This is a genomic window from Flavobacterium sp. WC2409, assembly GCF_041200085.1.
GTDB lineage: Bacteria > Bacteroidota > Bacteroidia > Flavobacteriales > Flavobacteriaceae > Flavobacterium.
This window is the reverse complement of the sequence record NZ_CP165625.1, coordinates 884975-909312: the sequence shown is the minus strand read 5'-3', so window position 1 is coordinate 909312 and position 24338 is coordinate 884975. Positions and strand designations below refer to the sequence as shown.

Here is a 24338-nt window from a genome sequence, read left to right as displayed (position 1 = left end):
TTAAGAAACAAAAAGCGTTTCGTTAGGTTCAAATTTGGTCATTGCATTCATTCCGCCCATTACACTAAAGGTCGAAATGAACTGATTTTTTCTTAGCACTGCTACTGCCGTTTTAGATCGAATTCCTGATTGGCAAAAAACAATTATTTTGCTTTGGGGATTCAATTGATGTAATTCCTGCTCCAGTTCACTTAACGGAATTTGGATACAATTGGATTGTGCTAATTTTGGAGATTCTTGTGGATTTCGAACATCTAGAAAAACAACTTCGGGCTGATTGATTTGCTCCATTGCTACCGAAGTAGGGATTTCAAAATTTCGAGTAGTTGCTACATTGTATTTATGATCGAAAGTCGTTTTGTCAGTCTTTATAGTTTGTTTTTTTGAAAATTCAAATTTTTTTTGCTCGTTATTAAGAATGTTGTAAACCAGTAATTTACCCGTTAACACCTCTCCTATTCCTAAAACCATTTTTAAAACCTCGTTGGCTTGAAACATCCCTATGATTCCAACGGATATTCCCATCACTCCGGCTTCATTACAGTTCCTCACCGCGGCATTTTCCTCTGGAAATACACAACGATACGTGGGTCCATCTTGATAATTAAAAACGGAAACCTGCCCTTCAAATTTATAAACAGAACCATAAACAAATGGTTTATTGGTAACGCAACAAGCATCATTGATTAAATATTTGGTACTTAAATTATCTGTTCCGTCCACAATAATATCGTAGTATTCAAATAAAGAAAGTGCGTTTTTACCATTTACTCTTTCTACAATCGCATTTATTTTTAAGGTTGGGTTTAATTCCAACGCCCTATTTTTTGCTTCCTCCACTTTGCTATTTCCTACCGAAGCGGTTTTATAAATCACTTGGCGTTGCAAGTTGCTTACTTCAATTACATCTTCATCAATCAATCCTATTTCGCCAATTCCTGCTGCGGCTAAATACGGTAAAACTGCCGCGCCCAAACCTCCAAGTCCAATGAGTAAAACTTTGGCTTGCTGTAATTTTTCCTGTCCGTTTTCGCCTACTTCAGGAAGAATGAGTTGTCGGTTGTATCGTGTTGTTTCCATATAATTCAGTTTAATCAACCTCCCGCAAAAGGAGGCAATAAAGCAACAATATCATTGCTTTCTAAAAGGTAAGACTTGGTGTCTTGAATTATTTTTTGGTTCACTGCAATGCTATAAGAAAGCGTGCTCAATTCGTATTTTTGATCTAATGTATTAATTACATCCTGCAACGATTGATTCGAAAAAGAAAGTGCTTCTCCTTCGGTTTTTGCTTTCTCGGCAATGGCACCAAAATATTTTATCGTAATCATGCTATTTCATTTAAATTTTGCAAAATGAACTCGTCTTCCATCTCTTCTTCTTTAACAAAGGAAGTCAATTTTGACGTATGTCCCACCACTTCTCCAATGATAATTATCGCTGGCGAAGCCAATTCTTGTTCTTTAACTAATTCCAAAATAGAGCTTATTTTTCCGCTAACTTTTTTTTGTGAAGCGGTAGTTCCGTTTTGAATAATAGCAATAGGCAAATCATCGGTTCTATTCTTTTGGTATAAAGTTACAATTTCATTTAGTTTATGCATCCCCATCAAGATAACAACTGTAGCAGACGATTGAGAAGCCAAGCTCACATCCTTAGACAACTTATGATCGGATGTTGTTCCTGTAATTACCCAAAAACTTTCGGATACTTTGCGTTGCGTTAAACTAATTCCATTAGAAGCAGGCACACCCAATGCGGATGAAATTCCAGGTACAATAGCCGTTTCTAAACCAAATTGCTGTGCGTAATCTATTTCCTCACTTCCTCTTCCAAAAACGAATGGATCACCCCCTTTCAAGCGCACTACATGTCCGTGTTTTTTCGCCATGACAACAATCAGGTCGTTGATTTGATCTTGGCTGTACGCATGACATCCAAAACGCTTGCCTACAAAAACAGCTTCAGCTTGCGGAGCATAACTTAATAATTCTTCGTTCACCAGCGCATCATACAAAACTACATCGGCAGTTTCTAATGCTTTTACGGCTTTAATTGTAATCAAATCTACATCTCCAGGCCCAGCCCCTACGATGGTTAACTTTGGTGTATGTACTTTTTTCATTTTGCTCTAGGATAAATTGGTATTCAGTTCATTTAATTCGGTAATCGTATTTATATTTCGAAATTGATTGCTTTTATCATCGCCCACTTTAATAATTTGAGCGTCTACATTGTGTATCATTTCCATCATTCTTAAATTAGAATTGACAATAGCGTCTTTTAAAATTGGTAGTACTTTTTTAGAATAAATCCCTATCAAAGGATGAATGCGCTCCCTGTCGGCAAATACTGTAACTGTTGCATTCTCTTGGTGTTTTTCCAGCAACTCTAGTAACAACTCCGTTGAAATTAAAGGAACATCACAGCTAACTATCAAATTTAATTCGGAACTAGAATGTGTCAAAGCCGAATAAATTCCGCCAATTGGCCCTTTGTCCAATTCAATATCTTTTATTTTTTTATACTCCAAATAATCATAATCAGCAGTATTGGTAATCAATTGTATCTCGGTTGCAATGGGCAAAACCGCTTTTATAATGTGCTCAATAAAAGGAATCCCTTGATAAAGTGCCAATCCTTTTTCGGACTGCATTCGGCTACTTTTGCCACCACAAAGAATTGATACTACTATTGTTTTCATTTTTTAAATATTCACTTTAACTTTTTTTATTTCTATTCTTATTCTTTATTCCATAGTTTATAGATATTCAAACCTTCTATTCTCTTGTCTCTTTCATCTTGCCTCTTTCATCTTGTCTCTTTCATCTTGTCTCTTTCATCTTGCCTCTTTCATCTTGCCTCTTTCATCTTGTCTCTTTCATCTTGCCTCTTTCATCTTGCCTCTTTCATCTTGCCACTTTCATCTTGCCTCTTTCATCTTGCCTCTTTCATCTTGTCTCTTTCATCTTGTCTCTTTCATCTTGTCTCTTTCATCCTATCTCACGGAAAAATCAACTTCACACTTGCTAACAAAATCACCGTACCTAAAACATATTTCAACGTTTTATTCGAAAAACACCCACTTCCATAATAGGCCCCTAAGATTCCGCCAAGAATCGCTATAGGAACAAAATAAAAACTTTCAACAGGAAACGATTTTCCTCCAAAAACATAACCCGAAATCCCCGCCAATGAATTTACAAAAATGAATAAGCTAGAAATTGCTGCCGCTTCTTTTATCGTTGCCCATCCTAGTAATAAAAGAATCGGACTTAAAATAATTCCGCCCCCTATCCCCAACATTCCTGATAATAGTCCGATTGTGGCTCCACAAGCCAAAGCCAATGGAATATTTATTGCAGTCAGTTCTTTTTCTTTCGAAGAGAAAAACCCTAATAATCGAAAGGCAGCAAAAACAAGTACAACTCCCAATATCACTTTATAAATGGCACTGTCTAATGTTATATAACCTCCCAAAAATGCGGCAGGAACGGATGCTATCGCAAAAGGATAAAAGAGTTTAGGTCGAAAGAAATCCATTTTATAATAAAATAAAAACGATATACTAGAAACAAATAAATTCAACAGCAAAGCCGATGGTTTCATCACCACAATAGGTACTGCAAAAAGAGCCATTAGTGCCAAATAACCCGATGCTCCACCATGACCCACACTAGAATACAGAAAGGCGATAACCGCAAGAGCGATACAAAATAAAAGTAAATGATCTGTTGCTATTAAATCCATTTCTTAAATTAATTAAAGGGAATAATTTGTACTTCGTGATTTTCTTGAATATCTACCACCGTATGCGGCACATAAATAAAACAATTGGCAACCGCAAAAGTGTTCAACATCGCTGAACTCTGACTTTCTAAAACAGTCACACAATCATCATCGTAAAATCCTTTTAAAAATAATGTCTTGCCTGTATTATTCTGAAAATTGGTCGTTATTTTTCGGTTCATTTTTGGCAAATGAATATCCGTGAATCCCAAACGCTTTTTTAACGCTGGTAACGCATACACATAAAAACAAGTTAAAGAAGAAGCAGGATTTCCCGGCAAGGCAAAAACTAATTTTTCTTCTTTTTTACCAAAAAACAAAGGTTTTCCCGGTTTTTGATTTATTTTATAAAACAACTCCTCTACTCCATTTTGCAACAGAGCTTCTTTGACAAAATCATAATCTCCAACGGATATTCCACCAGAAATAAGAATCACATCAAAATGAGCCAAACAACTTTCGACCATTTTTGACGTCGCCTTTAAATTGTCTTTTACTCTAAAAATGGTTGTTTTCTTTATTCCAACTTCTTTTAATGCTGCTTCTAGCATCACCGAATTACTTTCGTATATTTTTCCTTTAGGTAATTTCTTACCCACTTTTACCAGTTCATTACCTGTGACCAAAATCGCTATTTTTGGTTTCGAATACACTTTGATTTCCGAAATGCCCAAGCAAGCAAAAAAACCAATTGCAGCAGGTGTTATAATTGTATTTTTATCTAAAACTAATTTCCCCTTTTCTATTTGTTCCCCCTTATTTCTAACATTTGAGAAGGGAACTGGTAATTTGTCAATATGGATTGAATCTTTAGTTGCAGTGGTATGCTCTTGCATTACCACCGTATTAGCATCATCCGGAACATAAGCTCCCGTAAATATTCTAATTGCTTCGTTTAGTCCTAGTTTTAAATTAGAATAATCTCCTGCTTGCGAACTACTAACCACAGAAAATGTCGACAATTCACTATGTACAAACGCATATCCATCCATTGCCGATTGTCGGAAGGGCGGCATATCTATAGGAGAATAAATGGCTTCCGCCAAAATAAACCCTAGTGACTTACCCACTTTAATTTTCTTGACAGGCATTTTACTAATGTTCTCTGCTATAATCGACAAGGCGTGATCTACTTGAATCATAAAAACTAAATTTTAAAAACTACGTAAAAATACTTACTACAAATATATATAAATCTGTTAAGCTAAAATAGGAATTAACTTTTAAATACAGCGAAATGAATTAAGAGCAATTTATATCGTTTAAATTACGAAAAAGGGAATATAGTGCTCTTGATGCTGGCAAATCTTTAATAAAGAAAAATGAATACTATTAGAAACAAATAATTAGCGAATCCATGGCTAAAAGTTAAAAGCCACCTTTTTTACAGTTTTTCATTTAACTATATAAAGAAGCGGTAAATTAATGACCAACAAATAATTTGCAGTAAAACTCATAATACCAATAAATTAATTTACGAATCCGTGGCTAAAGAGCATAAAAAATCCCCAAAATCTACAACTAGACTTTGGGGATTTATATATTTATAATTAAAAATTTATGCAATCCACAAATCAATTGTTTCTGTGACTTGTTCTAATACTTCAAATGCAGTCTCCGCCATTTTATTTCCTTTGGTATCCAATAAAGGATTTACCTCAACGACTTCTAAACAAACGACTTTTTTACTTTTCACAATTTGATTGATGATTTCAATCACTTCATATTGATCAAAACCTTTAGATACTGGAGTTCCTGTACCATAAGAAATCATATCACAGTCCATGGAATCCACATCAAAAGAAATGTAAATCATGTCACAATTAGCTAATTTAGCCAAGGCTTCTTTTACACAAGTTTGCAAACCTCTGTAACGCACTTCAGCAACCATATAGTTCCTAATTTTCAACTTCTCTATTTGTTTTTCCTCTGCTTCTTCGGTATCGCGAACACCAAAATAGATAAGGTTCCCTGCATCAATTTTAGCACCAGGGCAACCAATATTTTTCATGTCCTCCCAATGTTTTTTGGTTTCCGAAGAAATCTCATTGATTTGACAATCTAAATTATCATCTGAAAGTGCAGCAGACAAAGGCATTCCATGAATATTTCCTGAAGGAGAAGTATAGGGAGAATGCAAGTCGGCATGCGCATCAATCCAAATAACACCTATCGTTTTTTTAGGATAAACCGCTTTAATACCACTTATTGTACCTAGTGCCGAGGAGTGATCTCCAGACAAAACGATGGGGAAATAATTGGCTTCTAAATTATGTTTTACAGCATAACTCACCCTCGTGCATTGTTCTACAACATGCTCGATTCTTTTGGCAAAATCATTTTTATTCTTATCGTAAATACTCTCATTGTGAGTCTTAACATCTTCAAAAGGAAACCGATTAAAATAATCACTATTTTTATTGATAGCAGCAATTTCAATGGCATCCACTCCTAAGTCAGAGCCACGAGTTCCAGCTCCAATATCAGAACGATTTTTAATTAATTTTATAGCTCTTTCCATTATAGTTAGATTATCTGAAATCGTTTAATGCTTGTTCGATAATAGCAAGACACTCATGAATTTGTGATTCGGTGATCACTAATGGCGGTGCCAATCTAATTTTGTTACCATGTGTTGGCTTAGCCAATAAACCATAATCTCTAAATTTCAAGCAAATTTGCCAAGCTAAATCTGATTCTTCATCACAATCAATCACAATAGCATTTAGCAATCCCTTACCACGAACCAATGTAATCAATGGGTTTCTAGCAGCAATTTCATTCAAACCAGTTCTTAAAAGAATTCCTAAAAAGGCAGCATTTTGTGCCAAGTTTTCTTCACGTACCACTTCAAGAGCAGCAATAGCAACAGCAGCTGCAACTGGATTACCACCAAAAGTAGATCCATGTTGACCTGGTTTAATTACATTCATTATTTCATTATTTGCCAAAACAGCAGATACTGGATAAACACCTCCAGAAATTGCTTTTCCTAAAATAAGAATATCTGGTTGTACGTCTTCATGGTTCACAGCAAGTAACCTTCCAGTACGTGCAATTCCTGTTTGTACCTCATCCGCAATAAACAATACATTATGCGCTTCACAAAGTGCTTTGGCTTTCGCCAAATAACCATCTGTTGGTACATAAACACCCGCTTCTCCTTGAATCGGCTCAACTAAGAATCCAGCAATATTAGTACTTGATTTTAATGCTTTTTCTAATGCATCAGTATCATCATATGGTATTTTTATAAATCCTGCTGTAAAAGGACCAAAATTCTTACGTGCTCCTTCATCATTAGAGAAAGAAATAATGGTAGTAGTTCTTCCGTGGAAATTGTTTTCACAAACAATAATTTGCGCTTGATTTTCTGGAATTCCTTTTACTTCATATGCCCATTTTCTACATAATTTCAAAGCCGTTTCTACCGCTTCGGCACCCGTATTCATTGGTAACACTTTGTCAAAACCAAAGTATTTAGTTATATATTCTTCATAAACTCCCAATTGATCATTATGAAAAGCACGTGAAGTCAACGTCAATGTTTGCGCTTGTTTCACCATAGCTCCCACAATTTTCGGATGACAATGCCCTTGATTTACTGCTGAATAAGCAGATAAAAAATCAAAATATTTTTTTCCATCTACATCCCAAACAAAAACGCCTTCTCCTCTGTCAAGAACAACTGGTAAAGGGTGATAATTATGAGCCCCGTATTTATTTTCTTTTTCTATTAATGCTTCCGATTTTGAAGAAAGTGTTTGATTCGTTTGTTCCATGATGTCTTTTTTTTGCGTTCTTAAAGCACAAATCTACAAATATTTTTTTTATTAAACAATAATAAAAACGTAAATTTGACTTAATATATAGGTATTAAAGTTAATTTTAATTAATAATGATATTAAAAAAGTCATTATAACAAATCTACATTTATTGATTTATAAAAAATAATAACTACATTTAGACCCATAAAAATACGCATTTATAATCAAAAAAATAAATTCCATGGATGTATTAGATGAATTCGACATAAAAATCATCAAAGAGTTAGAAAAAGATGGGCGAATGGCCTATTCTGCAATTGCTACAGCTTTAAAAATCTCAAATACAATGGTTCATCAGCGCATCAACCGTTTATTCGATCAAGGGATAATAACCGGAATCAAACCCATCATAAACGAAAAAAAAATTGGTTACGATTGGGGTGCATTCACCGGAATCACACTAAATAAAGACGAGGATTCCAGCAGAGTTATTGAAGAGTTAAAAAAAATACCTGAAGTAACTGAATGTTATTACATTACTGGTTCTTTTACTTTATACATAAAAATGATTGCTACTGATCATGAACACATGAGAAAATTACTGTATGAAAAAATCGACACCATTCAAGGAATTGCAAAAACAGATTCCATGATAGAACTGGGTTGTGCATTCAAAAGAAACATAAGCCTTTAATCATAATAAAAATAGATTGCCCTAAAAGTTGAAAATGAGTTCCTAATTTAAAAAAATAACAAATAAATTCAGATATTTGTGTAAAATATAACAACTATGAAAAATATAAAGTTTTTAGTTTTAGGAATCTTAATTTATTCTAATGGTGCTTTTGCCCAGTTAAAAGCAGTGACTTATAAAGATGGAGCACAAATTTTAAATGGTTTTGAAATCGCACCTTCAAAAAAAAGCATTCAAAAACCAGGAATTCTGATTCTTCCCGCTTGGAAAGGAATCGATAAAGCATCCAAAGACATCGCCACTAGTTTAGGAAGCTTAGGGTACTATGCCTTTATTGCTGATATCTATGGAGAAGGAAATTATCCTAAAGACAATGCTGAAGCGGGAAAAAGTGCCGGTTATTACAAAACCAACTACACCGAATACCAAAAAAGAATTTCATTGGCCTTAAACCAACTTATTAAAGCGGGTGCAAACCCAGATAATATAGTAGTTATAGGATATTGTTTTGGTGGTACAGGTGCATTGGAAGCGGCTCGCGGACATATCAATGTAAAAGGTGTCGTGTCTTTCCACGGCGGATTAGCTAAAGACGCAGCTAGACCTACTGAGCCTATTACTGCCAAAGTTTTAGTTTGTCATGGTGCAGATGATCCTTATGAATCTGCAGCAGAAATTACTGCATTCCAACAAGAAATGCGTGATACGAAAGCTGACTGGCAAATGATTTATTATGCTAATGCTGTGCACGGTTTTACCAATCCTGAATATGGAAATGATAATTCTAAAGGAGCAGCTTACAATGAAAAAGCGGCCAAACGTTCTTTCGAACATTTGAAACTTTTCCTAAACGAAGTCCTAAAAAAATAATAACAACCAATATTTCATAAATGAAAAAAGTAATTTCTTTTTTTGCATTAGCTGTAGCATTCTCATGCTCCAGTGCAAAAACAGCTGTTGAACAAGACAACAGCAACCCTACAAAATACATGAATACTATTACGGCATCTGAATTAAAAACACATCTTTACATCGTAGCTGCCGATTCAATGGAAGGACGAGAAACGGGGTCTACAGGACAAAAGAAAGCCGGTCAATACCTAATCAGTCAATACAAAAAAAATAACATTTCTTTCCCCAAAGGTGCAACCAGCTTTTTTCAAAATGTACCTGCTGAAGCCTTAAACAAAAGATACGGTGACAAATTAAACAGTTCTGAAAATATCTGGGCTTTTATCGAAGGTTCTGAGAAACCAGACGAGGTGATTGTAGTCTCAGCACATTACGACCACGTAGGGGTTAAAAATGGTGATGTGTACAATGGTGCCGACGATGATGGCTCTGGAACAGTTGCCTTATTAGAAATCGCACAAGCATTCGAAATAGCCAAAAAAGAAGGACACGGACCTAAGCGATCTATTCTGTTTTTTCATGCAACTGGTGAAGAGCACGGATTACTAGGTTCCAGTTATTATTCTGAACATCCTTTATTCCCTTTTGAGAACACGATTACCGATATTAATATTGATATGATTGGACGTCGTGATGTTGAACATGCAAACACAAATAACTATGTCTATTTAATAGGTGCAGATCGTTTATCAAGTGATTTGGATGCCATTTGTACTTTGGCAAACGCTAAATACACTAAAATGGATATCGATTACAAATACAATGATCTTGCTGATCCAAATCATTTCTACGAGCGCTCAGATCATTATAACTTTGCTAAACATGGCATTCCATCTGTATTTATTTTCAATGGTGTTCATGCTGATTACCATAAAAAAACAGATACTCCTGACAAGATTGAATACGATGCTTTAGCCAAAAGAGCCCAACTGGCATTTACTATCGCTTGGGATCTTGCAAATCGTGAAAACCGACCTGTTGTAGATAAAAAATAAGTAGTACCTATCCTCGCTTATACTAGCGTTACAGTGAGCTAAGTACTTGTGCTAAATAGAAAAGAGCTTTGAAGAAATTCAAAGCTCTTTTTCGTTGCCTTTATTCCACAAAAAAAGCCTTGAATTTCTTCAAGGCTTTTGCTTTCTGGGTGGGAGACGGGGCTCGAACCCGCGACCCTCGGTACCACAAACCGATGCTCTAACCAACTGAGCTACAACCACCATTTGCTTAGCGGTGGCAAATATACAACTAAAGTTTACTTCTGCAAAAGTTTTTTTTAAAAATTTACAGCAAATTTACTTCAAATCTCCTAAGCTATTGACTGCCAAATATCTTTCTACAGTAAAACCTTCAGCATGATCTACCCCTGCAAGTCTTCCTAAATCTCTAGAGCGGTAATTCAAGCTTTCTAAGAAGTTTTTGGACGTAATTGGAGATTCGGGTTCATTAGAATCTGGATCATAAAATTGGGAACGGTACGCTAAAATGGATTCGATTTTTTTATCGGTAAATCCAGTTATGTCCACTACAAAGTCAGGCTCGATATTTTTCCATTGAATATAATGATAGACTAACTTAGGTCTCCAAGCTGTTTGCTTTTCGTTATCTATAACTGTTTCTATCTTCATAAGTCCCGATAAAAAACAAGCATCAGAAACCAGCTTACTTCCTTTTCCATGGTCGATGTGTCGATCATCAATCGCGTTACACAATATTATTTCTGGTTTGTACTTTCGAATCATTTTTATGATTTCTAATTGATGCTTTTCATCATTGACAAAAAAACCATCACGCATTTCAAGATTTTCACGAACTGAAACTCCTAAAATTTTTCCTGCTGCATTCGCTTCACTATCTCTAATTTCCGCAGAACCTCTGGTGCCTAATTCTCCTCTTGTCAAATCAATTATCCCAACTGTTTTCCCTAAGGAAATTTCTTTTAATATCGTTCCTGCACAACCCAATTCAACATCATCTGGATGCGCTCCAAAAGCTAATATATCTAGTTTCATTTTTTTTTGTTTAAAGTTTCTTTTGTTTCAGGTTTAAAGTTTCCCATACACCCTTCTAATTTCTAATCAACACTTTCTTCATCGTCATTGATTTATTGATACTTTCATTCCATTCCTTCTCAGGCACGCTATCTTTTGTGATACCGCAACCCATATACAAATAAGCCCTAGTCTCTTTTTTCTTTGAATCCACTTCTACTTGCATGCATCGCAAATTAACAAATAAATCGGTGCTTCCCGAATCAGTAGCAAAACTACAATTCAATTCTCCCAAATATCCTGTATAAAAATCCCTATCATAGTTTTCATTTTCCAAAATAAAGGCTTTTGCTTTTTCTTTGGGCAAACCACAAACTGCCGGTGTAGGATGCAGTAAACAAACCACTTGCTGCAAACTAAAATCAGCATTCAATACGCCTGAAATATCTGTTTTTATATGCCAGATGCTTCCCGCTTTTATACTATAAGGTTTCGAAACTATAACTTCTGTAGCCACATTTTCTAATTTATTAACGATATAATCGGTCACAATTTGTTGTTCTTCCTTTTCTTTATTCTCCCATACAATCTCAGCCAAACCCATGTCTTTTTGAGTACCTGCCAAAGCGATCGTCTCAAAACTTTTTTTATTGGCTTTCAATAATTGTTCGGGGGTAGCACCAAGCCACATGCCTACTTTTGGATGGTAAAAACAATACACAAAAGTAGAAGGATATAGCTGCACTAAATTTTCGAAAACAGTTTCAAATTGAAAATCGTCTAGCTCCAGAATCTCTTTTCGAGACAAAACCACTTTTTTAAATTCATCCCTTTCTATAGCTTGGATTCCTTTGCATACTACCTTTTCAAAGTTATTTTTAGCTTCTTCATCCACATTATTACCTATAACTTCAGCAACAATCGCTCTTTTTTTCTCCCAAATAACACTTTCTCTTTTGGACTGATTTTCTGGAATCAAATAGTTTTGATTGCCTTCAAAAGAAGCAAAAACGAATCCCTTTTCGTTAAAATCATTGAGGTTATACAAATCATCATTTTGCTGAAAAAGCCCAATTACGGTATCTGAATTGGGTTTGCAATAGAGTACAAAAGGTAGTTTTTGTGTGAATTGACGCTTGGCTTTATCTAAAATTAATTCCATTATTTACCTTCCATTTTTCTTTTTGGCAAAATCATATTTGTCAATTTACAAAGCGAAATCAAGTTATCACTTTCGTCTGTAATGCGTATTTCCCAAAGATGAATACTACGTCCCTTATGAACTATTTTTGCAGTTGCCGTCACCATTCCGTCTCGTTTTGCTTTCAAATGATTGGCGGAAATTTCTATTCCGCGCACTTCGCTTACATCAGCATTTACGTATAACATCGAAGCAGCACTTCCCACACTTTCAGCCAATGCCACTGATGCTCCACCATGTAACAATCCCATTGGTTGGTGTACTGACGGATTTACTGGCATTGTGGCAACTAGATAATCTTCACCAGCATCTGTATAAGTGATATCTAAGGTGCGCATCAAAGTGTTTTCGGAAATTTGATTGCAATAATTTAGGATTTTATCTTTATCGAAGGTCATATTTTTAGCTTTAAAATGTAAAATTAAATAAAAGATGAGTCATAAAATAACAAATGCAGTTGTTATTCTAAATTCAAATTTGAAAAAGCCACAACATACAAATAAGATTTTCCCTATTTTTACAAAAATTAATCCCAATGCGTCCCATCAAATTCTTGTTTTTTATTGGAATATTCATCTCCATCTGTTCCTGTCGATCCGATTTTGAGACCGTTCTAAGTACAGGAGATTTAGCATTTTCAAAGGACACCATTTATCTGGATACCGTTTTTACAAACATTGGTTCTAGTACCTACCGACTTAAAGTGTACAACCATAGCAAAAACGATATTAATATTCCTACCATACAACTAGGCAAAGGACTAAGTTCAAAATACCGCTTGACCGTAGACGGAATGCAAGGAACAAACGGAAAGCTTTTTACTAATGTGACCCTTTTAGCCAAAGACAGTTTGTATATTTTCATCGAAACAACAGCGGCAATTGCTGATGCAAATCCAACTGATTTTTTATACACCGATCAAATTCAATTTGACAGTGGCGAAAATGCACAAAAAGTAGCACTCGTTACGCTAATCCAAGATGCGGTTTTTCTATATCCCAAACGTCTTGCTGATGGAACTACCGAAACACTGCCTATAGGAGATCAACAAATAGAAGGGTTTTACCTCGATGAAAACAATCCTATAAATGGAAATGAACTCATTTTTACCAATAAAAAGCCCTACGTTATTTATGGTTATGCGGCCGTTCCAACTGGTAAAACCGCCGTTTTTGATGCGGGAAGCAGGGTTTATTTTCATGCTAATTCTGGTTTAATAGTCGCCAACAATGCTTCGATTAATATTAACGGAGGAAAATCGACTACGGCCAACTTAGAAAAAGAAGTGGTATTTGAAGGCGACCGATTGGAACCCCAATATGATGATGTACCTGGTCAATGGGGTACTATTTGGCTCAGTAGTGGAAGCACAAACAATCTGATAAACCATCTAACAATTAAAAATGCTACGATTGGATTACTGATACAAAACAATGATGGAACAACTACTTCTATCAAAAATACCCAAATTTACGACTCTTCTACCTATGGTATTTTAGCACAAACAGGGAAAATAGTAGGTGAAAATATAGCAATCAACTCAGCTGGTTTAGCTAGTTTGGCCTGCTCTTACGGTGGAGATTATAAATTTACACATTCCACATTTAACAACAATTGGAATAGTTCCTCTCAGCTGGCAGTCACAATAGACAATTCTATTTCGGGAGCAACGCCAGAAACGAAAGACCTCACCCAAGCCACTTTTAACAACTGTATCATCTATGGTTCTTATACCAATGAAATCGCGATTAACAAAAGTGGTACAGGTACATTTGAGTATCAATTCAATAATTGCTTAGTAAAATTTGACAGTTCTAATACCAATTCACTTTACCAATTTGCAACCGATCCTGTGCATTACAATGGAATTATTTTGAATCAAAGTCCAAAGTTTTTCAATGTTAATCTTAACAAACTCAATATTGACGAATCTTCTAGCGCTTTCGCAAAAGGGAATTCGGCCTATTTAATTCCGCTGGATATCATAGGAAATACAAGAACTACTCCGCCAGATTTAGGTGCTTTTCAATCTATGTCTTTTCCTAAATAAAAGGTTATTTAGAAATTTAAAACAGTAGATTTTCGGCATTTTTTTAAATGTTAGATTTTGTCAAATTCTTTGTATTTCACATTTGCTCTTACTACTTTTTTAAACTAAATTTGCACCGTAATACAACAAACTACACAACAATGATCCATTTCTTTGAAAACCAAAGCAAAACTGTTTTTGCAGTACAAACGCAAAACGAAATTTCGGCTCAAGACATTTCAAAATTAAACTGGCTTTTTGCCAATTCAAATAAAATAGAAAAATCCGTATTGACGGATTTTTTTGTTGGTCCACGCGCCACTATGATTACGCCTTGGAGCACTAATGCAGTAGAAATTACTCAAAATATGGGTATTTCTGGAATCATTAGAATCGAAGAATTTCATCATGCTACGTCTGATTTTTCTGATTTTGACCCGATGCTTTCGCAAAAGTACGCCGAGTTAAATCAAGCTATTTTTACGATCAATATCGAGCCAGAAGCAATTTTAGACATTGACGATATTGCGGCTTACAACCAGTCTGAAGGTTTGGCTTTAAGTCCAGAAGAAGTAGAATATTTGGACAATCTAGCTATTAAAATAGGTAGAAAATTAACCGATTCTGAAGTTTTTGCTTTTTCACAAGCCAATTCAGAGCACTGCCGTCACAAAATTTTCAACGGGACTTTTGTAATTGATGGTGAAGAAATGCCTTCTTCTTTATTTAAATTAATCAAGAAAACATCTCAAGAAAACCCGAACGATATCGTTTCGGCTTATAAAGATAATGTGGCTTTTGTAAAAGGACCACGTGTACAACAGTTTGCGCCAAAAAGCGCTGACAAACCTGATTTCTACGAACTAAAAGACTTTGATTCGGTTATCTCCTTAAAAGCAGAAACGCATAATTTCCCAACAACAGTAGAACCTTTCAATGGAGCGGCGACTGGTGCAGGAGGAGAAATTCGCGACCGTTTAGCAGGTGGACAAGGTTCGTTGCCATTAGCAGGAACTGCAGTTTACATGACTTCGTATTCACGTCTAGAAGAAAACAGACCTTGGGAAAACGCCATGACCGAAAGAAAATGGTTGTACCAAACGCCAATGGATATTTTAATAAAAGCCTCAAACGGAGCATCTGATTTTGGAAACAAATTCGGACAACCGTTAATTACTGGTTCTATCCTTACTTTCGAACACGAAGAAGACGCTCGTAAATTAGGTTTCGACAAAGTGATCATGCAAGCCGGTGGAATTGGTTACGGAAAACTGGATCAAGCCATCAAGAAAAAGCCACAACCGGGAGACAAAATTGTTATCCTAGGAGGTGAAAATTATAGAATTGGAATGGGTGGAGCAGCAGTTTCTTCTGCTGATACCGGTGCTTTTAGTTCAGGAATTGAATTGAATGCCATCCAACGTTCGAACCCAGAAATGCAAAAACGTGCTGCTAATGCCATTCGTGGATTAGTAGAAAGCGATATCAACCCTATTGTTTCTATTCACGATCACGGAGCAGGTGGACACTTAAACTGCCTTTCGGAATTAGTGGAAGAAACTGGAGGATTAATTGATTTAGATAAATTACCTGTAGGTGACCCTACCCTTTCGGCAAAGGAAATCATTGGTAACGAGTCTCAAGAAAGAATGGGATTAGTTATTGCTAAAGAAAACATTGACATCTTACAACGCATTGCTGACAGAGAGCGTTCTCCAATGTACCAAGTAGGTGATGTAACGGGGGATCATCGTTTTACTTTCGAATCAAAAACTACGGGTGCTAAACCGATGGATTATGCTTTGGAAGACTTCTTTGGTAGTTCTCCAAAAGTAGTGATGACGGATAAAAACATCGACAGAAACTATACTGATTTAGAATACAGCATTAAAAATATCTCCACTTATTTAGAGCAAGTATTGCAATTAGAAGCAGTAGCTTGTAAAGACTGGTTGACTAACAAAGTAGACCGTTGTGTAGGTGGAAAAGTAGCCAAACAACAAACTGCTGGCCCCTTACAATTGCCATTGAATAACTGTGGTGTAATGGCCTTAGATTATCAAGGAATAGAAGGAGTTGCGACTTCAATAGGACATTCACCAGTTGCGTCATTAATCGATCCTGTTGCAGGAACTAGAACCGCAATTGCCGAGGCTTTGTCGAATATTATTTGGGCTCCTATAAAAGATGGTTTAGATGGAATTTCCCTTTCGGCTAACTGGATGTGGGCTTGTAAAAACGAAGGGGAAGACGCTCGTTTGTACGCGGCTGTAAAAAGTTGTTCGGATTTTGCAATTGAATTAGGCGTGAATATTCCAACAGGAAAAGATTCACTTTCTATGAAACAACGTTATCCAAACGAAGAAGTGATTGCACCGGGAACGGTAATTATTTCAGCAGGTGGAAACTGTATTGATATTAGAAAAGTAGTAGAGCCTGTTTTACATAGAGACGGTGGTTCTATTTATTATATCAATTTGTCACAAGATGAATTTAAATTAGGTGGTTCATCGCTAGCACAAACGTTGAACACTATTGGAAAAGACGCACCAACGATTAAAGATGCTGCTTTTTTCAAAAATGCCTTCAATACGATGCAAGAATTAATTCTTGACAATCAAATTTTGGCTGGACATGACATCGGAAGTGGTGGTTTGATTACTACTTTACTAGAAATGTGTTTTGCCGATGTGAATTTAGGTGCTAAAATTGACTTCTCTGTTTTCGAAGAAAAAGACATCATCAAGTACCTTTTTGCGGAGAATATTGGAATTGTATTTCAAGCCAAAGACGATGTTACTTTAGAAAATAAATTAAATGCTAATGGAGTTGCTTTCTATAAATTAGGAACAGTAACTGCAGAGGAAACGTTGGACTTTGGTCCATGTGGATTAAGCATTCCAAAATACAGAGACATTTGGTTTAAAACTTCGTTTTTATTAGACCAAAAACAATCGAAGAACGGAACGGCTCAAGCGCGTTTCGATAACTATAAGAACCAAGCGTTACAGTTTACCTTCCCTGTTCATTTTACAGGAAAGAAACCAGTAATCGATGATTCAAAACCACGTCCAAAAGCGGCTATTATCCGTGAAAAAGGAAGTAACTCAGAGCGTGAGGTAGCCAATGCAATGTACCTTGCCGGTTTTGATGTAAAAGACGTTCACATGACCGATTTGATTTCGGGACGTGAAACGCTAGAAGACATTCAATTTATAGGCGCCGTGGGTGGTTTTTCTAACTCGGATGTTTTAGGTTCAGCTAAAGGTTGGGCAGGAGCATTTTTATACAATGAGAAAGCAAATACAGCCTTGAAAAACTTCTTCAAAAGAGAAGACACTTTATCCGTTGGAATTTGTAATGGTTGCCAGTTGTTTATGGAATTAGAAGTAATTAATCCAGAGCATGAAGTGCATGGAAAAATGCTTCATAACGACAGTCATAAACACGAAAGTATTTTTACATCCGTAACGGTTCAAGAAAACAAATCAGTGATGTTGTCTACCCTTGCTGGAGCAACACTTGGAGTTTGGGTTTCACATGGAGAAGGAAAATTCAACTTACCATTATCCGAAGACCAATATCAAATCGTGGGTAAATACGGATACGAAGGATATCCAGCGAATCCAAATGGATCTGATTACAATACCGCAATGCTATGTGACACAACTGGTCGTCACCTTGTGATGATGCCACATATTGAGCGTTCTAACTTTCAATGGAACTGGGCAAATTATCCAGCAGGTAGAAACGATGAAGTTTCTCCTTGGCATGAAGCGTTTGTCAATGCAAGATTGTGGATTGAGAAAAAATAATCTTTTGATTAATTATATAGAAAGCGTTCCTGAAAAGGAGCGCTTTTTTTATGAACAAATTTAAAAGTTATTTTGATAATTTGTAATAAAAATATTATTTATATATTTACTTTAAATACGCTAATTATCAAAGAAGATCTACTCAATTATGGTTGTAAACACTCTATAAAATAATTAATATATACTAATTACAGACAAGCTAAAAAACAACAAAAATAGGAATGACAATAACTCAAATAAAAACATTTAATACTGTAGCTTTACTTCTACTTTTTTTGTCTTTTCAATCTATTGAAGCCCAAATAAAATTAACTAATAATATTGGAACAACACTTGTTAAGACAGATATGTATTCTTGTGATAGAGATGAGAGTTGGTCACGAGTATTTACACTATCTGATTTTGGAATAGCGGCAAATGAGCAATTTATGATTAAATCATTACAAGTTGGACTAAGTAAATCTGATATTGGATCTACTTTACAGTGTATTGTTTACAGTCTGGATGAAGATTTTCCCAATTATTCCTATTCTATTTATCCTACCACGATACTTGGAAGACGTGGTATTGCACAATCGCCATTAATTACTGGTGCTCCTGAAATTGTTGAAGTAAATTTTGATGAACCCATTATTGTTCCTGCCGGAGTTAAAAGAATTATGGTCTCAGTAGAAAAGTATAAAGACATTTATAATCCAGCTACAGGAGCTGTCTATATAGCTGGTACTGAAAAAGACACTGGCGAATCCTGGTATTTTGGATGTGATCCAAATCATGGTTTAGCACCAACTACTGATTTAACCATTCCCGTTCCAAATGCGAATTTTTACATCAATGTAACAGGAGAAGTTTTTAATGTTAAAAGTTCAGGTTCAATCACGAGGCTTTCTCATAACGTATGTGATGATCTAGTTGAAACTGATATCTATTCTTGTAACTCAACTTATATATATTGGGCACGGGCTTTTACTTTAAAAGATTTTGGTATATCGAATAATGAAGAATTCGTAATTAAATCAGGGCAAGTTGGAATTAATAAAACGGGCTGGCTAGCAAATGTTTCATTTAATATTTATAAAATAGATGATTCTTTCCCTGCTTCTTTTTCTGAAGCAGATTTGATAGGAAGTAGTCAATCTCAAGCCCTTGATCCTTACATACCGCGTAATTCTCAAATTATACAAGTAGATTTTGATACACCAATTGTTATTCCAAAAGATGTAGAACGGATTTTGGTTGAAGTTAAAAAAGGAATTGAATATGGAGATGGTGTAGCTTTTATTGCAGGATCTGCACAAGATAATGATGTATCATGGCAAAGAGGTTGTTCTTCTTTATCTGGAGCTGGAGATAAATATGTTTCTACTGCTGACTTCGGATTTCCAAAAGCTAACTTTTACATAAACGTCACTGGAAATGTAAATCATGTTACGAATAATTTTGAAATGAATTTCTCAAATATTTGCTCGGAATTTTTAAAGGAATTCAGTGTTGATGATCAGTCTAAAATTGCGTCAATTAGTTGGGATTTTGGAGATCCTGCTTCAGGAATTAATAATACCTCTATAGACTTATCTCCTTTTCATGATTTTTCCACTGATGGAAAATATACTATTACCGCGACAGTTATTGGTAATGACGGAACAGTGGAAGTTTTAACGGAAATAATTGATGCTAAAGAACCTCCAAAAGCATATGGAATTAATAATATATATGCCTGTGAGGAAAGCAATAACCTTGGATTTTCAACTTCTTTTGATACTTCGCTAGTTACGCAGCAAGTTTTAGGAGGACAAATTGATAAAGTTGTTACTTTCATAGATGGCAAAGGTACTAAATACAATACACTACCAAATCCATTTACAAACACCACTAAAAATAGAGAAACAATAACAGTAAGAGTATCTCATAAAGACAACTTTTGTTGCTACTCTGAAACCACTTTCGATTTAATTGTAAATCCATTACCAGATTTATCAGAAGCTTTAAACTTAATTGTGTGTGATAATGACACTGATGGTCTTGCTACATTTAATTTACAACAATTAAAGAATTCTATTATAGGAACTGCTACCAATATAAAAGTTGAATTTTATCATGAAAATGGTCAGCAAATACAATCTCCTTTAAATGCAATTAGTAATTTAATTGCTAATGAGGAATCCATAAAAGTAAAAGCAATTAATACCGATACGAATTGCTATAATGAATCTACCTTTAATTTAATTGTAAACCCATTACCAATAGCAAATTCATTAAAAGAAATAACTGGATGTGATGATAATAATGACGGCATTTCAGAATATTTTGATACTTCAAATATAGAATCAACTGTTTTAGGAAATCAAACTGGAATGAAAGTAACTTATTTTGATACTAATGGAAATCAACTTCCAAGTCCATTAGTAAATCCATTTACTAACAGTAAACCAAATCAAGAAACTATAACGGTAAGAGTCACAAATCCTCAAACAAATTGTTATTCAGAGACATTTTTAAATTTAATCACTTCAACTAAACCAACTATTATTCAACCTAATACTTTATACGCTTGCGATGAAGGTAACGGTTTTTCACATTTTGACACTTCAACAATTGAAAGTGAACTCATAGGAAATCAACCTAATTTACTTATATCCTATTTAGATGAAAATGGAAATAAATTACCAAGCCCATTACCTATAGATTATAAAAATACTGTTCCATGGTCTCAAACTATTACTGCTAGAATTGAGAATCAATTAAATTCATTATGCTTTTCAGAAACAAATTTTAAATTTGTTGTAAATGAGTTACCACAAATAAATTTAGAAAAAGAATATTTTTTATGTGATTTAGAACCGTCATTAAAGATAACAACTGATTTAAATTTCGATTCTTGGGAATGGAGTTTTCAAGATAACTCTATAATTTCTAATTCCTTTGAGGCTAATCTAGTAGAAGCTGGAAAATATACTTTACGAGTTTCTAAAATAAGTAATGGAATATCTTGTGAAAATTCATTTTCGTTTAATCTAATTCGTTCCATTTTACCAAAAATTACCGAAATTAAAATTCAAGATCTTTCAGATAAGAATTTTATCGAAATAATAACTTCTACAAATGGTGACTTTGAATATGCAATTGATGGAAATAATTTTCAAGACAGCAACACTTTTCATAACATATCAGGAGGAGTATATGTAGTAAAAGTTAGAGATAAACAAGGTTGTGGTGTTGATGAACGAGAAGCTATACTAGTAGATTATCCAAAATTTTTCACTCCAAACAATGATGGATATAATGATTATTGGAGTATATTAGGAATTGAAAAATTCCCTAATTCAATTACAAGTATTTTTGATCGATACGGAAAATTACTAAAGAGGCTACAATATAGTGATATGGGATGGGACGGCACTTTCAATGGAGAAAATTTGATTGCTTCAGATTATTGGTTTACAGTTGAATTGGGAAATGGCAGGAATTTTAAAGGCCATTTTTCACTAAAAAGATAATCTGTTTTAAAAAAGCCAGTTTATTAGCTTACTCAATTAATCTATCGTTCGATTGAATCGAATAATTACTTCAATTAAACAACAAAACAGAGCGTTGCAACGCAGATAATTTACCAACAGCACAGTTTCATATACTGTGTATAATTCATCTACTTGACTACATAAATCTAAGGTGTTTGGAGCTACTTGATGTGATACCTCCTTCTTTTGAATGACAAGTTTGCTTGTAAAACCTCTGATTCAAAACCATCACACTGATTCAAAGAATTTTGCGATTTGACTCAGGGCATTTTGTAAATCAGTAGGTAAATTGATACTTGTATATGGATGCGAAGCACCAAAAACATGATTGGTATCTTCAATAATGGAGACGGTACAATTGGGCAGGTTTTTTACCAAATTAGTTTCTGTTACAGGAACCGCTTCGTCTTTTACACCATGGACAAATAAAAATTTTCGCTTATCCCCTTTCAGCAAATTTCGGAGATCCAGTTTCTCTTTTATTTTCTGTGTGTTTTCAACCAATTGATAATACAGTGGCATTTTTTGTTTTGTTCTTCCGTTAACGACAAATTTTACACCGTTTTCTTTCCACAGCTTATCATTCTTCTTTCCATAGCGCGCTACTGGGTCGAGCACTGCTGCTAAGGTGGCACAAGAAACAATTTCAGGATGGGATAAAGTATAAGCCAAAGCCGTTGCTCCACCTTTAGAATGACCAATCAAAAACAGTTTATCAAAATCGATGCTATCTGCAAAACTTTCCTTTTTTAGATGGACTAACAAAGACCCAATATCTTCGAGTTCTTTTTCGAAGTTATTAGTCCCAAAAGCTTCTAAATCCACAAAATCCAAAGGATGAGCAGGAGATGTTCCATTATGAGAAAAATTCAATTTTACAAATTGAAATCCCTTTTGCAAAAAGTAATCCGCCATCAAGTTGAATGCGCCCCAATCTTTAAATCCATTGAATCCATGGCAAAACACAATCAGAGGTCGCTTTTGGTTTGGTGTATATTGAATATCGTAGCCCGCTAATTTACCTTCGGCGCCTGTATATGTCCCTTCCTGTTTCATAAGTCAATCCTTTTATAAAAGTAGCATATGGTTCGAAATTTTTTGATAGAAAGCCACAAAGATACTACAATCAAGTACTAGGATTTTATATTCAGTATCAAGAAAACCAATATACTAACCGAACTACAATCACATCTTAAACTATTTATAATTTCGTAGAAGTTACCGTTTTTTTATCGTATTTTAGTATATAGCAAGATATTGATTATCAACAACTTAAAAACACAAAAAGACACAGTTCCGCTATAAACAAGATTAAAAAACACACCTCAAATCATTTTATTATGCTAGTTAAAATAAAAAAAGTGGAGTCCAGAAACCGCTAAAAAAACGGGGCGGAACCGAAAAGCCAAATGAGTAGGAAGACTAAAATACAATAAAATGAAAAAGATTTTAATTAAAGCATCTTATACTTCAGCAGGAGTCAAAGGATTACTCAAGGTAGGTGGTACCAATAGAAAGCAAGTCATTGAAAAAATGATTACTGACTTAGGAGGAAAAATGGAAGCCTTTTATTTTGCCTTTGGCGACACGGATGTTTATGTAATTGCAGACATGCCTGATACCACGGTTGCTACTGCAGTTTCATTAAATATAAACTCTTCTGGATTGGTATCTACTTCCACTACAATTCTGATTACTCCAGAAGAAGTGGATAAAGCAACAAAAATATCTGTGAGCTATATTTCTCCTGGTACCTGATATTCACATTAATTTTTCCGAATTTTAAAAAGTATCCCTCTGGTTCTCATTTGCAATGAGGACCAGCTTCCTTTTGAAAAGAGGGTGTGGCGCTCGTAAACCGATTTGTTAAAAAAGTATTGTATTGAATCCGGCTTCTCTTAAGCCATTTGGAAATTTTGTGGAATTACCGTTTTTTATCGTATTTTCGTTTAACCAAAAAACACTCCTCTTTGTAAGGCCAAAAGCGGATAGTGGTTCGGTATCGTTGATAGTAACATACTCTAGAAACTTAATAAACATTATGGAAAAATATTTGCGTCAATTAATTTCAATAGTTTTTGAAGATCAAAAAGAAATCTTTACTGGTTTTTTAATTGACTGGACTGAAGATTGGATACTGCTCAAGAACAATCCTTTTGATTTTATAATTGATGGGTACACTATTTTGAAAAATAAAAACGTCAAGTCCATTATTCAAGATGAGGATTATGAATTCACAGAAAGGGTAATTAAGCTTAAAGGTTTAAAAACAAGTGCTGAGGAAATAATTCCACTTAATGACTTACCTTCAATTATAAATTATCTAGCAATTAAGCACGAGATTTTCCAAATTTCAAAAAAATCTAATAAAGCAGTTTATCTAGGTAAACTTATTGAAATAGACGAAAAAGAACTGATCATCGATTTTTTGGGAACTGAAGGGAAATTTGATGGTGAAATGAGTTTTAAGCTAAACAAAATAAGAGTTATAGAATTTGACACTGATTATATTAACTCTTTGAAATTGATTGTCAATGAAGAAAAGAAAAAGTAACTAAAGTAGTGCAGGTGTAGCATACAATTCTGAATTAACTGTACTACATACAAACGAAATCGCACTAGTTT

The 24338-nt window shown here is 34.8% G+C and carries 20 protein-coding genes and 1 tRNA gene; 8 read left to right on the top strand and 13 right to left on the bottom strand.

What is annotated here, in order from left to right; all coding sequences use genetic code 11:
* From moeB to rocD, 8 genes are all read right to left on the bottom strand, one after another.
* Complete coding sequence (gene moeB / locus AB3G34_RS04065; RefSeq protein ID WP_369753529.1) at positions 1–1080, bottom strand: molybdopterin-synthase adenylyltransferase MoeB; 1080 nt, start codon at positions 1078–1080, stop codon at positions 1–3.
* Between the two features lie 14 nt (positions 1081–1094).
* The gene (locus AB3G34_RS04060) at positions 1095–1331 is read right to left on the bottom strand and encodes a MoaD/ThiS family protein (protein WP_369753528.1); all 237 of its coding nucleotides are present in this window, start codon (positions 1329–1331) and stop codon (positions 1095–1097) included.
* Complete coding sequence (cobA, locus tag AB3G34_RS04055; RefSeq protein WP_369753527.1) at positions 1328–2125, bottom strand: uroporphyrinogen-III C-methyltransferase; 798 nt, start codon at positions 2123–2125, stop codon at positions 1328–1330. The genes AB3G34_RS04060 and cobA overlap by 4 nt, the downstream gene beginning before the upstream one ends.
* Positions 2126–2131: 6 nt before the next feature.
* On the bottom strand, positions 2132–2704 hold the full coding sequence (locus AB3G34_RS04050; protein ID WP_367768844.1) for a molybdenum cofactor guanylyltransferase: 573 nt from the start codon (positions 2702–2704) through the stop codon (positions 2132–2134).
* Between the two features lie 299 nt (positions 2705–3003).
* Positions 3004–3750, bottom strand: coding sequence for a sulfite exporter TauE/SafE family protein (locus AB3G34_RS04045; protein ID WP_367768842.1), 747 nt, complete (start codon positions 3748–3750; stop codon positions 3004–3006).
* A gap of 8 nt (positions 3751–3758) precedes the next feature.
* Positions 3759–4931 (bottom strand): gephyrin-like molybdotransferase Glp, encoded by a 1173-nt coding sequence (glp, locus tag AB3G34_RS04040; RefSeq protein ID WP_369753526.1) that lies wholly within the window; start codon positions 4929–4931, stop codon positions 3759–3761.
* A gap of 416 nt (positions 4932–5347) precedes the next feature.
* A complete protein-coding gene (locus AB3G34_RS04035; RefSeq protein WP_367752284.1) occupies positions 5348–6310 on the bottom strand; it encodes an arginase in 963 nt (320 codons plus the stop codon).
* Between the two features lie 10 nt (positions 6311–6320).
* A complete protein-coding gene (gene rocD / locus AB3G34_RS04030; protein WP_367768840.1) occupies positions 6321–7571 on the bottom strand; it encodes an ornithine--oxo-acid transaminase in 1251 nt (416 codons plus the stop codon).
* Positions 7572–7797: 226 nt separating this feature from the next.
* Here rocD and AB3G34_RS04025 point away from each other — a divergent pair, with 226 nt between their 5' ends.
* From AB3G34_RS04025 to AB3G34_RS04015, 3 genes are all read left to right on the top strand, one after another.
* Positions 7798–8250 (top strand): Lrp/AsnC family transcriptional regulator, encoded by a 453-nt coding sequence (locus tag AB3G34_RS04025; RefSeq protein ID WP_367752280.1) that lies wholly within the window; start codon positions 7798–7800, stop codon positions 8248–8250.
* A gap of 96 nt (positions 8251–8346) precedes the next feature.
* The gene (locus tag AB3G34_RS04020) at positions 8347–9120 is read left to right on the top strand and encodes a dienelactone hydrolase family protein (protein WP_369753525.1); all 774 of its coding nucleotides are present in this window, start codon (positions 8347–8349) and stop codon (positions 9118–9120) included.
* 20 nt (positions 9121–9140) lie between these two features.
* Complete coding sequence (locus AB3G34_RS04015; RefSeq protein ID WP_369753524.1) at positions 9141–10157, top strand: M28 family peptidase; 1017 nt, start codon at positions 9141–9143, stop codon at positions 10155–10157.
* Positions 10158–10304: 147 nt separating this feature from the next.
* On the opposite strand, the gene AB3G34_RS04010 is transcribed toward AB3G34_RS04015, so the two are convergent.
* The 4 genes from AB3G34_RS04010 to AB3G34_RS03995 all read right to left on the bottom strand — a co-directional run bounded on the left by AB3G34_RS04010 (position 10305) and on the right by AB3G34_RS03995 (position 12749).
* A tRNA-His gene (locus tag AB3G34_RS04010) sits at positions 10305–10380 on the bottom strand.
* A 74-nt stretch (positions 10381–10454) separates the two neighbouring features.
* A complete protein-coding gene (gene bshB1, locus AB3G34_RS04005) occupies positions 10455–11171 on the bottom strand; it encodes a bacillithiol biosynthesis deacetylase BshB1 (RefSeq protein ID WP_369753523.1) in 717 nt (238 codons plus the stop codon).
* A gap of 55 nt (positions 11172–11226) precedes the next feature.
* Positions 11227–12312, bottom strand: a complete 1086-nt coding sequence (locus tag AB3G34_RS04000; protein WP_369753522.1) for an isochorismate synthase — start codon at positions 12310–12312, stop codon at positions 11227–11229.
* Positions 12312–12749 carry a PaaI family thioesterase gene (locus tag AB3G34_RS03995; RefSeq protein ID WP_369753520.1) on the bottom strand — a complete coding sequence of 146 codons (438 nt, stop codon included), beginning with the start codon at positions 12747–12749 and terminating at the stop codon, positions 12312–12314. Before AB3G34_RS03995 ends, AB3G34_RS04000 begins: the two co-directional genes overlap by 1 nt.
* 137 nt (positions 12750–12886) lie before the next feature.
* Between AB3G34_RS03995 and AB3G34_RS03990 the strand changes: the two genes are divergently transcribed.
* The 3 genes from AB3G34_RS03990 to AB3G34_RS03980 all read left to right on the top strand — a co-directional run bounded on the left by AB3G34_RS03990 (position 12887) and on the right by AB3G34_RS03980 (position 21692).
* The gene (locus AB3G34_RS03990) at positions 12887–14401 is read left to right on the top strand and encodes a hypothetical protein (RefSeq protein ID WP_369753519.1); all 1515 of its coding nucleotides are present in this window, start codon (positions 12887–12889) and stop codon (positions 14399–14401) included.
* A 140-nt stretch (positions 14402–14541) separates the two neighbouring features.
* On the top strand, positions 14542–18195 hold the full coding sequence (gene purL / locus AB3G34_RS03985; protein WP_369753518.1) for a phosphoribosylformylglycinamidine synthase: 3654 nt from the start codon (positions 14542–14544) through the stop codon (positions 18193–18195).
* A gap of 221 nt (positions 18196–18416) precedes the next feature.
* Entirely contained in the window at positions 18417–21692 is a 3276-nt protein-coding gene (locus AB3G34_RS03980) for a T9SS type B sorting domain-containing protein (RefSeq protein WP_369753517.1), read from the top strand.
* Between the two features lie 249 nt (positions 21693–21941).
* Here the strand turns inward: AB3G34_RS03980 and AB3G34_RS03975 are convergent, their stop codons facing one another.
* Complete coding sequence (locus AB3G34_RS03975; protein WP_367768818.1) at positions 21942–22769, bottom strand: alpha/beta hydrolase family protein; 828 nt, start codon at positions 22767–22769, stop codon at positions 21942–21944.
* 381 nt (positions 22770–23150) lie between these two features.
* Between AB3G34_RS03975 and AB3G34_RS03970 the strand changes: the two genes are divergently transcribed.
* Positions 23151–23471, top strand: coding sequence for a GYD domain-containing protein (locus AB3G34_RS03970; protein ID WP_367768815.1), 321 nt, complete (start codon positions 23151–23153; stop codon positions 23469–23471).
* A 283-nt stretch (positions 23472–23754) separates the two neighbouring features.
* On the top strand, positions 23755–24267 hold the full coding sequence (locus AB3G34_RS03965; RefSeq protein WP_367752258.1) for a hypothetical protein: 513 nt from the start codon (positions 23755–23757) through the stop codon (positions 24265–24267).
* Positions 24268–24338: the final 71 nt, after the last annotated feature.

Excerpts from the sequence above, each read along its gene's own strand:
- moeB (WP_369753529.1), bottom strand. The coding sequence starts at position 1,080 with ATGGAAACAACACGATACAACCGACAACTCATTCTTCCTGAAGTAGGC.
- AB3G34_RS04060 (WP_369753528.1), bottom strand. The coding sequence starts at position 1,331 with ATGATTACGATAAAATATTTTGGTGCCATTGCCGAGAAAGCAAAAACC.
- cobA (WP_369753527.1), bottom strand. The coding sequence starts at position 2,125 with ATGAAAAAAGTACATACACCAAAGTTAACCATCGTAGGGGCTGGGCCT.
- AB3G34_RS04050 (WP_367768844.1), bottom strand. The coding sequence starts at position 2,704 with ATGAAAACAATAGTAGTATCAATTCTTTGTGGTGGCAAAAGTAGCCGA.
- AB3G34_RS04045 (WP_367768842.1), bottom strand. The coding sequence starts at position 3,750 with ATGGATTTAATAGCAACAGATCATTTACTTTTATTTTGTATCGCTCTT.
- glp (WP_369753526.1), bottom strand. The coding sequence starts at position 4,931 with ATGATTCAAGTAGATCACGCCTTGTCGATTATAGCAGAGAACATTAGT.
- AB3G34_RS04035 (WP_367752284.1), bottom strand. The coding sequence starts at position 6,310 with ATGGAAAGAGCTATAAAATTAATTAAAAATCGTTCTGATATTGGAGCT.
- rocD (WP_367768840.1), bottom strand. The coding sequence starts at position 7,571 with ATGGAACAAACGAATCAAACACTTTCTTCAAAATCGGAAGCATTAATA.
- AB3G34_RS04025 (WP_367752280.1), top strand. The coding sequence starts at position 7,798 with ATGGATGTATTAGATGAATTCGACATAAAAATCATCAAAGAGTTAGAA.
- AB3G34_RS04020 (WP_369753525.1), top strand. The coding sequence starts at position 8,347 with ATGAAAAATATAAAGTTTTTAGTTTTAGGAATCTTAATTTATTCTAAT.
- AB3G34_RS04015 (WP_369753524.1), top strand. The coding sequence starts at position 9,141 with ATGAAAAAAGTAATTTCTTTTTTTGCATTAGCTGTAGCATTCTCATGC.
- bshB1 (WP_369753523.1), bottom strand. The coding sequence starts at position 11,171 with ATGAAACTAGATATATTAGCTTTTGGAGCGCATCCAGATGATGTTGAA.
- AB3G34_RS04000 (WP_369753522.1), bottom strand. The coding sequence starts at position 12,312 with ATGGAATTAATTTTAGATAAAGCCAAGCGTCAATTCACACAAAAACTA.
- AB3G34_RS03995 (WP_369753520.1), bottom strand. The coding sequence starts at position 12,749 with ATGACCTTCGATAAAGATAAAATCCTAAATTATTGCAATCAAATTTCC.
- AB3G34_RS03990 (WP_369753519.1), top strand. The coding sequence starts at position 12,887 with ATGCGTCCCATCAAATTCTTGTTTTTTATTGGAATATTCATCTCCATC.
- purL (WP_369753518.1), top strand. The coding sequence starts at position 14,542 with ATGATCCATTTCTTTGAAAACCAAAGCAAAACTGTTTTTGCAGTACAA.
- AB3G34_RS03980 (WP_369753517.1), top strand. The coding sequence starts at position 18,417 with ATGACAATAACTCAAATAAAAACATTTAATACTGTAGCTTTACTTCTA.
- AB3G34_RS03975 (WP_367768818.1), bottom strand. The coding sequence starts at position 22,769 with ATGAAACAGGAAGGGACATATACAGGCGCCGAAGGTAAATTAGCGGGC.
- AB3G34_RS03970 (WP_367768815.1), top strand. The coding sequence starts at position 23,151 with ATGAAAAAGATTTTAATTAAAGCATCTTATACTTCAGCAGGAGTCAAA.
- AB3G34_RS03965 (WP_367752258.1), top strand. The coding sequence starts at position 23,755 with ATGGAAAAATATTTGCGTCAATTAATTTCAATAGTTTTTGAAGATCAA.